Below are 7,711 nucleotides of genomic sequence, written 5' to 3'. Positions count from 1 at the left end.
TGTCGCCAGTGCCGCTGCCGCCGCCATCACGATCGGCGCTTCCGATCCGCCGAGCACGCGCATCGATGCCGAACGCCGCGCGTTGCCGCATGTCGTGCGGGCGTCCCCGCACTACTACAACACGGAAGCCGAGGTCGACCGCCTGATCGACCACATCGCGGGATTGGCGCGGCGGTCGTAGCGCGCGCTCAGGTGCAGCGCGCGCTCAAGCCGGACGCGCTGAGCCTTGCCATGACTTCGTCGAGATGCGCGCTGTCGCGGGTCTCGATGACGAGCTGCAGCAGCGTCGCCTTGGCTGGCAGATCGGAGAACGTCCGCTGGTGCGAGACCTCGATGATGTTGGCGCCGGCTTCGGCCAGCAGCGCCGCAACGGCGGCCAGCTGCCCGGGGCGATCAGGAATATCGAGCGAGAGCTGCGTCAGCCGCCCCTCGCGCGCCAGCTCGCGCGTGAGGACCGAGGCGATCAGCCGCGTGTCGATATTGCCGCCGCTCAGTACCAAGCCGACCTTCTGGCCGGCAAAGCGGGAGGGATCGGACATCAGCGCGGCGAGGCCTGCGGCGCCGGCGCCCTCGACCACCGTCTTCTCGATCGAGATCAGGGTCGCAACGGCGCGCTCGAGCTCGGCTTCGTTCACCAGCGCAATGTCGTCGACGAGGCGGCGGACGATTTCGGTGGTGAGCTTGCCGGGCGATTTCACCGCGATGCCTTCGGCGAGCGTATCGCCGCGCGCCGGCAGATTGCCGTCATGGATGGCGTTGTACATCGAGGGATAGAGCCAGGCCTCGACGCCCAGGATTCGCAGTGACGGCTTGATCGATTTCGCGGCAATGCCGATGCCGCTGATCAGGCCGCCGCCGCCGATCGGGACGACCAGCGTATCGAGCTCCGGCACGGCTCTCATCATCTCCAGCCCGACGGTGCCCTGCCCCGCGATCACGAGCGGATCGTCGTAGGGGTGGACGAAGATCATGCCGCGGGCTTCGCCGTGGTGACGTGCGAAGACGGCCGCCTCCTCCAGCGTCGCGCCCGTGACGACCACTTCCGCGCCGTGATGCCTTGTGTTCTCGATCTTCACCATCGGCGTGCCGATCGGCATGACGATGGTGGCGGGAATGCCGAGCCGCTTGGCGTGATAGGCAACACCCTGCGCGTGGTTTCCGGCCGACATGGCGATGACGCCGCGCGCACGTTCCTCCGGCGTCAGCGCGGTGAGGCGGTTGAGCGCGCCGCGCTCCTTGAAGGAGGAGGTGAACTGAAGGTTCTCGAATTTGAGCCAGATCTCGCAGCCGCAGATGTTGCTCAGCGTGCGGCTGTAGCTGCAGGGCGTCTCGACGACGGCACCCCGGATGGTGTCGGCGGCGGCATGAATGTCGCTTGGCGCGACCGGAAAACCGCTCAGGTCAGGCGACGTGCTTTGGGACAACTCAGCCATGGGACAGCATAGAGCATCCGGCGGTTCGAGGCGATATGCCAGCCGCTATTTGGTAAATTCCCGGGAACGTGAAACCCGCCACAGCGTCCAGAGCGTGCGCAGCCGCGACGTCGGCTGCGGCGCGAAAGGATTGCGGCCGGGGTGCGACAGGCGCTTGAGATCGGCCTTGACCTGGCTCAGCGGCAGAAACGCCGGACGCACCGCGACCGGCACTTGCGCCAGCAGCGACAACGCCGTGGTCAAATGCTGCTGCGCCTCGCCCACGAGCTGGTCCAGCACGGCGCGGAGGTTCGGCGTGTCCTTGCCGGCAAAGACGTCCTCCATCTGGCAGCCATGGCTCGCCAGCACCTGCTCCGGCAGGAACAGCTGACGGTGCGATGCATCGCGTGGCAGGTTCGTCATGACCTGCACGATGCCCTGCGCCAGTCCCGCATGACGGGCGAGATGCTCGACCGCCTCCGATGGCGGCCCCAGAACCTGCGCAGCCAGACCGAACAACGCCGAACAGGTCGCGGCCAGATAGCCCTCCAGCGCCGTCAGCGTCGGCATCGGGTCGTTGTAGAGGTCGAACTGGTGCTCGTCGATGAGCAGCGACAGCGGCTCGACCGGCAGGTCGAAATCACGGATCGCACGCAGCAATTCCGCCGCGACCGGATTGCCTTCGGCGCTGCCGTGGACCAGGCCCGAAAACAGGTCGGTCCACCATTGAAAGCGGATTTCGCCGGGCAAGGGTTGGCTCACCTGGTCGCGGACGCGGACAATCTCGACATTGAAGGCGTAGAGCGCCAGCAATGCGCGGCGCTCGGCGGCGGGCGCGAACAGGGTTGCGGCATAGCGCGGAAAGTCGTGGCTGCGCACGAGATCGGCGCAGAAGGTGACGGAATCGGGCGGCGGAGCGGCGCTGCTCATGTGCTGTTCATGGCACCGCGATCAGCGCGGCGGCGACCCGCCGCCGTTCGCCGATCATGATGTTGTAGGTGCGCACGGCGGGACCGGTCTGCATCGTGTCCAGCACCACCCTCACCGCTTTGAGCGCCTGCCTCAGCGCCGGCGGCGGCAGCCAGACGCCGGTTCCGGTGCCGATCAGGAGCGTGTCGATGCTGTTGGCGGCCGTGAAGACCCGATCCAGCGAATAGCGGTCGATCTTCGCGGGATCCGTCACGTCCCAGGCCCAGATCGCGTCCGGCAGGCAGAGCAGCGAGCCCCGATGCGACATGCCGGCGAAGGCGAAGCCGCCCTTGCCATAGGCCTCGATCGGCGCCGAGCGCGGGAAATGGGGAGCGTTGGGATCGCCGGCCATGAGCTTCGTCCGAATGGGCTTACTGCCCTCGCAAACGCCTGCGAGGGCATGCGGTTCGGATCACGCCTTGCTTTTCTTCGCCGGCGCAGCCGTATCGGGCGCATCCTCGCGATGCTCGCCGACGCCGAGATAGATCAGGATCGGGGCAGCGATGAAGATCGAGGTGTAGGTGCCGACCAGCACCACGCCGAACATCATCACCGCGGTGAAGCTGTGGATTGCATGACCGCCGAACAGGAGCAGCGCGAGCAGCGCCAGCGTCACCGTGAAGTGGGTGATGATCGAGCGCGACAGCGTCGAGTTGATGGACTCGTTGAGCAGCTGCGGCATCGGCATCTTCTTGTAGCGACGCAGCATTTCACGGATGCGGTCGTAGATGACGACGGTGTCGTTGAGCGAGTAGCCGAGAATCGTCAGAAGCGCCGCGATGCTGGTCAGGTCGAAATCGACCTGACTGATCGACATGAAGCCGATCGTCAGCACGATATCGTGCACGTTGGCGATCATGGCCCCCAGCGCGAACTGCCATTCGAACCGGAACCAGAGATAGATCAGGATCGCCACGATCGCGAGCATCAGGCCGAGCATGCCGTAGGCCAGGAGCTCGCCGGCGACGCGCGGGCCGAGCACCTCGACACGGCGGTACTCGATGGAATCGCCGAGCGCGGTGCGCACCTTCTGCACGGCATCCTGCTGCGCCTTGTCGCCGCCGGGCTGTTCGGCGACGCGGATCAAGACGTTCTCGGGGCCGCCAAACTGCTGCAGCTGGATTTCGCCGAGACGCAAGCCATCCAGCGTCGTGCGCATTGCCGAGATGTCGGCGGCGCCGGACTTGGCCCGCACCTCCAGCAGGGTGCCGCCCTTGAAGTCGATACCGAGGTTCAGTCCGTGGGTGAAGAACAGCGTGATGGCGACGATCGACAGCGCCGCCGAGATCGGGAAGCTGATGCGGCGGAAGCGGGTGAAATCAAAATGCGTGTCGTCCGGGACGATGCGCAACGACGGCAGCCAGCCCATGGCCGCGACCACGGTGAGGATGGCAATGAGGATGCCGAGCCCGATGAGAACGGTGTGAATCACGATCAGGCTCCTAGATCGGCACGCTCTGCGGCCGCTTCCACCGCACCCACCAGGCGACGATCAGCCGGGTCATGGTGAAGGCGGTGAACACCGTGGTGATGATGCCGATGCCGAGCGTCACGGCAAAGCCGCGCACCGGACCGGTGCCGATGTAGAACAGCACCGCGGCGGCAATGAAGGTGGTGATGTTGGAATCGAGGATAGTCGCGAGCGCCCGCTTGAAACCGGCGTCGATCGCCGAGATCGCGTTGCGGCCGCCGCGCAGCTCCTCACGAATACGCTCGTAGATCAGCACGTTGGAGTCCACCGCGATGCCGACGGTGAGCACGATGCCGGCGATGCCGGGCAGCGTCAGCGTGGCGTTGAGCAGCGACAACAGGCCGAAGATCATGGCGACGTTGATGGCCACCGCGATGTTGGCGAACACCCCGAACAGCCGGTAGGTCAGCAGCATGAAGATGATGACCAGGATCGAGCCGACGTAAGCCGCCAGTTCACCCTTCTCGATCGAATCCTGGCCGAGGCCCGGACCGACGGTGCGCTCCTCGACCACGGTCAGCGGCGCCGGCAGCGCGCCTGCGCGCAGCAGAATCGCGAGGTCGTTCGCCGACTGCACCGTGAAACTGCCGGAGATCTGGCCCTGCCCGCCAGTGATCGGCTCGCGAATGACGGGCGCCGAGATCACCTTGCCGTCGAGGATGATCGCGAAGGGCACCCCGACATTCTCCTGCGTGGCCTGCGCGAACTTGCGCGCGCCAGAGGTATTGAACTTAAAGCTGACGACCGGCTCATTGGTACGCTGGTCGAAGGTCGCCTGGGCATCGGTCAGATCGCCACCCGCAACCAGCACCTGCTTCTTGACCACGTAGCCGGTCGGCGGCGGCGTGGCGGCCGGCAGGAACTCGGCTTCCGGCGGCAACCCGCCCTGCTGCGCCTGGTCCGGCGGGACCGAGGGATCGACCATGCGGAATTCCATCTTCGCGGTCTTGCCCAGCAACTCCTTTAGACGCGTCGGGTCCTGAAGGCCGGGGACCTGCACCAGGATACGGTCATTGCCTTGGCGCTGGATCACGGGTTCGACGGTGCCGAGCTCGTTGACACGCTTCTCGACGATCTGGATCGATTGCTCGATCGTCTTGCGCATGCGGTCGAGCATCGCAGCCTGCGGGATACTCAGGCGGATCACGCCGCCGGCCTCGCTCACCTCGAGGTCGCGCTGACCGCTGGATCCCATCAGGCCGCCCAGCGGCTGGGATAATTCGCGCAGCTTTGCGAGCGCAGCCTGAACGTCGGATTCCTTGGTGATGCGCACCTCGGCCGCGTCGTTGCGCACGGTCACGCCACCCGTGAAGCCGATCTTGGCATCACGCAGGGTGCGGCGAACGTCGTCGCGAATCTGATCGAGCCGCTCCTTCTTCACGTAGTTGGAATCGACCTCGAGCAGCAAATAGGAGCCGCCCTGGAGGTCGAGGCCGAGCACGAGCCGGCGCTGCGCCCAGGCAGGCCAGGTCTTGACCTGGGCCTCGGGGAAAAAGTTCGGGACCGCGCAGAGGCACACGATCAGCGCCGTCAGGATAATCCCGAGCGCCTTCCACCGCGTGAAATACAACATCGACTGGACCTGTCAGATCAGGAGACTTGAGATGCTCGCGGAAGCGCTCACTTCGACGCGGCGTCGTCCTTGGCGGCTTCCTTCGCGCTTTCCTTGGCCGGCTCGCCCTTGGCGCGCACGCCGGAGATCATCTGGCGCATCTGCCGCACCCGCACGCCGTCGGAAATCTCGAACTCGATCTGGTCGTCGTCGACGACCTTGGTGACCTTGCCGACGAGGCCGCCCGAGGTCACGACGGTGTCGCCGCGGCGGATGTTCTTCACGAGGTCGGCGTGGTCGCGGACTTTCTTCTGCTGCGGGCGCAGAATCAGGAAGTACATGATCACGAAGATCAGGGCGAACGGCAGCAGCGACATCAACATGCTGTTGGTGTCGCCGGCGCCCGCAGCCTGGGCATACGCAGGAGTAATCAGCATTCGGACGATCCTCGTGAGAACGGGAGAAAGCCGGTCAGGCCCTCAAAGGCGACCGGTTCGGTCAAATTCGCGCGGACTATAGCGGCCATTGCCCCAATTGCAACGCTGCCAGACCGCCCTTTTGGCCACCTTGCGGCGCGCCCTCAGGCCCGATAAAGGCTGCGTTCTCAGGAACTTCGGACATGCCCAAAAAATCAAGCAAAAGCCCGGCCGGCAAAGGCCCCCGCACCGCTGCCAGGAAGCCTGCCCGCGTCGCGGCAAAACGCCCCACGACGGCCTCCAAGGCCACTTCTCAGCCAGCCCCAGACCTCTCCCAGGAACGCATCGTCCGCGCGCTGGAGACCATTGCGGCGCACCTTTCCGCCCAGGGCAAGCCGGTCGTCGAGCGCGAGTCGTTCAAGCGGGCGGATGCCTATGTCTGGCACCCCGACGGCCGCCTGTCGGCCGTGCCGCGGGTCAGCCGCGTCGAGCTGTTCCTGCTCAAGGGCGTCGACCGGATGCGCGACATCCTGATGGAGAACACCGAGCGGTTCGCGGGTGGCCTGCCCGCCAACAACGCCCTGCTCTGGGGCGCACGCGGCATGGGCAAATCGTCGCTGGTGAAGGCCGCGCATGCCAGCATCAACGCGGAGCGCAAACCGGCCGAGAAGCTGAAGTTGATCGAGATCCATCGCGAGGACATCGAGAGCCTGCCCGCGTTGATGGAGCAGCTTCGGGCCTCTTCCTTCCGCTTCATCGTGTTCTGCGACGACCTCTCCTTCGACGGCAACGACGCCTCGTACAAGTCGCTGAAGGCGGTGCTCGAAGGTGGCATCGAGGGCCGGCCCGAGAACGTCATCCTTTACGCCACCTCGAACCGCCGCCATCTGCTCGCGCGCGAGATGATCGAGAACGAGCGCTCCACTGCGATCAATCCCGGCGAAGCCGTCGAGGAGAAGGTCTCGCTGTCGGATCGGTTCGGTCTCTGGCTCGGCTTCCACCGCTGCAGCCAGGACGAATATCTCGCCATGGTGCGCGGCTATTGCAGCCATTTCGGCATTGAGGTCGACGACGAGGCGCTGGAGCGCGAGGCGCTGGAATGGTCGACCACCCGCGGCTCTCGCTCAGGCCGCGTCGCCTGGCAGTTCGTACAGGAGCTGGCGGGTCGGCTGGGCGTGAAGCTGACGGCGATGTAGCGGGAGCTCCAGCCGAAGCTACGGCCCAGCCCACAACTGTCATTCCCCGCCTCGTGCGCAATTGCGCACTGGAGCGGGGAATCCAGTACCCCGCGGCTTATCGGCTCAACAATGATTGTCTCTGGAGTACTGGATCGTCCGCCTTCGCGGACGATGACAGCGTACTTGTGGTAACGGCGCGGCCCGTCTCTATAGGCCGCGTCAGCCTCACGCCCCGTTCAGGAATTGAAGCGGGTCAACCGGACTCGATCCCTTACGGATCTCGAAGTGGAGCTGCGGCGACGCCACCTCCCCGGATTGACCCGACTTGGCAATGACCTGACCGCGCTTGATGGGATCGCCGCGCTTCACCAGCAGCTCACTCGCATGGGCATATGCGGTGACGTAGCCGTTGGAATGCCGAACCAGGACCAGATTGCCGTAACCTTTCAGCTCGTTGCCGGAATAGGCGACGACACCATCTTCTGCCGCCTTGACCGGCGTCCCCTCGGGCACCGCGAGATTGATGCCGTCATTGGACTTGCCGTTGGTCTTGGCGCCGTAGCTCGTGACCACCTTGCCGCGCACCGGCCAGCGGAAGGTCGGCAGTGCGCTGGTGGTCTCCGCAGCCTTCGCCGGCGTCTCGGCGGGCTTCTCTTCGACGTTCGCCGTGGCCTGGGCCAGGCGCGCGCTCTGCACCGGAGCGGCAACGGCCG

8 protein-coding genes and 1 pseudogene are annotated in these 7,711 nt (G+C 65.6%); 2 read left to right on the top strand and 7 right to left on the bottom strand.

Annotated elements, in window-relative coordinates; translation table 11 throughout:
• Positions 1-181: pseudogene (locus tag MOV74_RS25785) on the top strand (aminotransferase); the annotation flags it as partial.
• 7 nt (positions 182-188) lie between these two features.
• Here the strand turns inward: MOV74_RS25785 and MOV74_RS25780 are convergent.
• Genes MOV74_RS25780 through yajC form a run of 6 tightly spaced genes read right to left on the bottom strand, consistent with a single transcriptional unit; the run spans position 189 to position 5,841 of the window.
• Complete coding sequence (locus MOV74_RS25780) at positions 189-1,433, bottom strand: threonine ammonia-lyase (RefSeq protein WP_246929171.1); 1,245 nt, start codon at positions 1,431-1,433, stop codon at positions 189-191.
• A gap of 45 nt (positions 1,434-1,478) precedes the next feature.
• Positions 1,479-2,342 carry a phytoene/squalene synthase family protein gene (locus MOV74_RS25775; protein WP_246929170.1) on the bottom strand — a complete coding sequence of 288 codons (864 nt, stop codon included), beginning with the start codon at positions 2,340-2,342 and terminating at the stop codon, positions 1,479-1,481.
• A 7-nt stretch (positions 2,343-2,349) separates the two neighbouring features.
• Positions 2,350-2,733: an Mth938-like domain-containing protein gene (locus MOV74_RS25770; RefSeq protein WP_106950502.1), complete on the bottom strand. Its 384-nt coding sequence runs from the start codon at positions 2,731-2,733 to the stop codon at positions 2,350-2,352.
• A 60-nt stretch (positions 2,734-2,793) separates the two neighbouring features.
• A complete protein-coding gene (gene secF / locus MOV74_RS25765; protein WP_246929169.1) occupies positions 2,794-3,813 on the bottom strand; it encodes a protein translocase subunit SecF in 1,020 nt (339 codons plus the stop codon).
• Positions 3,814-3,823: 10 nt separating this feature from the next.
• The gene (gene secD / locus MOV74_RS25760; RefSeq protein WP_246929168.1) at positions 3,824-5,425 is read right to left on the bottom strand and encodes a protein translocase subunit SecD; all 1,602 of its coding nucleotides are present in this window, start codon (positions 5,423-5,425) and stop codon (positions 3,824-3,826) included.
• A gap of 47 nt (positions 5,426-5,472) precedes the next feature.
• Positions 5,473-5,841, bottom strand: a complete 369-nt coding sequence (gene yajC, locus MOV74_RS25755) for a preprotein translocase subunit YajC (protein WP_246929167.1) — start codon at positions 5,839-5,841, stop codon at positions 5,473-5,475.
• Between the two features lie 182 nt (positions 5,842-6,023).
• Between yajC and MOV74_RS25750 the strand changes: the two genes are divergently transcribed.
• Positions 6,024-7,016 carry an ATP-binding protein gene (locus tag MOV74_RS25750; RefSeq protein ID WP_246929165.1) on the top strand — a complete coding sequence of 331 codons (993 nt, stop codon included), beginning with the start codon at positions 6,024-6,026 and terminating at the stop codon, positions 7,014-7,016.
• Positions 7,017-7,223: 207 nt separating this feature from the next.
• Here MOV74_RS25750 and MOV74_RS25745 read toward each other — a convergent pair.
• Positions 7,224-7,711, bottom strand: a 488-nt coding sequence (locus MOV74_RS25745; protein ID WP_246929160.1) for a M23 family metallopeptidase, incomplete at its 5' end; no start/stop codon positions are given.

This window comes from Bradyrhizobium sp. SHOUNA76 (assembly GCF_023006445.1).
Taxonomy (GTDB): Bacteria; Pseudomonadota; Alphaproteobacteria; order Rhizobiales; family Xanthobacteraceae; genus Bradyrhizobium.
Note: the sequence above shows the minus strand (reverse complement) of the source record. Positions and strands in the feature narration are given on the sequence as shown.

Bases quoted from the DNA above. Each gene is read 5' to 3' on its own strand.
- MOV74_RS25750 (WP_246929165.1), top strand. From the start codon at position 6,024: ATGCCCAAAAAATCAAGCAAAAGCCCGGCCGGCAAAGGCCCCCGCACC.
- yajC (WP_246929167.1), bottom strand. From the start codon at position 5,841: ATGCTGATTACTCCTGCGTATGCCCAGGCTGCGGGCGCCGGCGACACC.
- MOV74_RS25770 (WP_106950502.1), bottom strand. From the start codon at position 2,733: ATGGCCGGCGATCCCAACGCTCCCCATTTCCCGCGCTCGGCGCCGATC.
- MOV74_RS25780 (WP_246929171.1), bottom strand. From the start codon at position 1,433: ATGGCTGAGTTGTCCCAAAGCACGTCGCCTGACCTGAGCGGTTTTCCG.
- secD (WP_246929168.1), bottom strand. From the start codon at position 5,425: ATGTTGTATTTCACGCGGTGGAAGGCGCTCGGGATTATCCTGACGGCG.
- MOV74_RS25775 (WP_246929170.1), bottom strand. From the start codon at position 2,342: ATGAGCAGCGCCGCTCCGCCGCCCGATTCCGTCACCTTCTGCGCCGAT.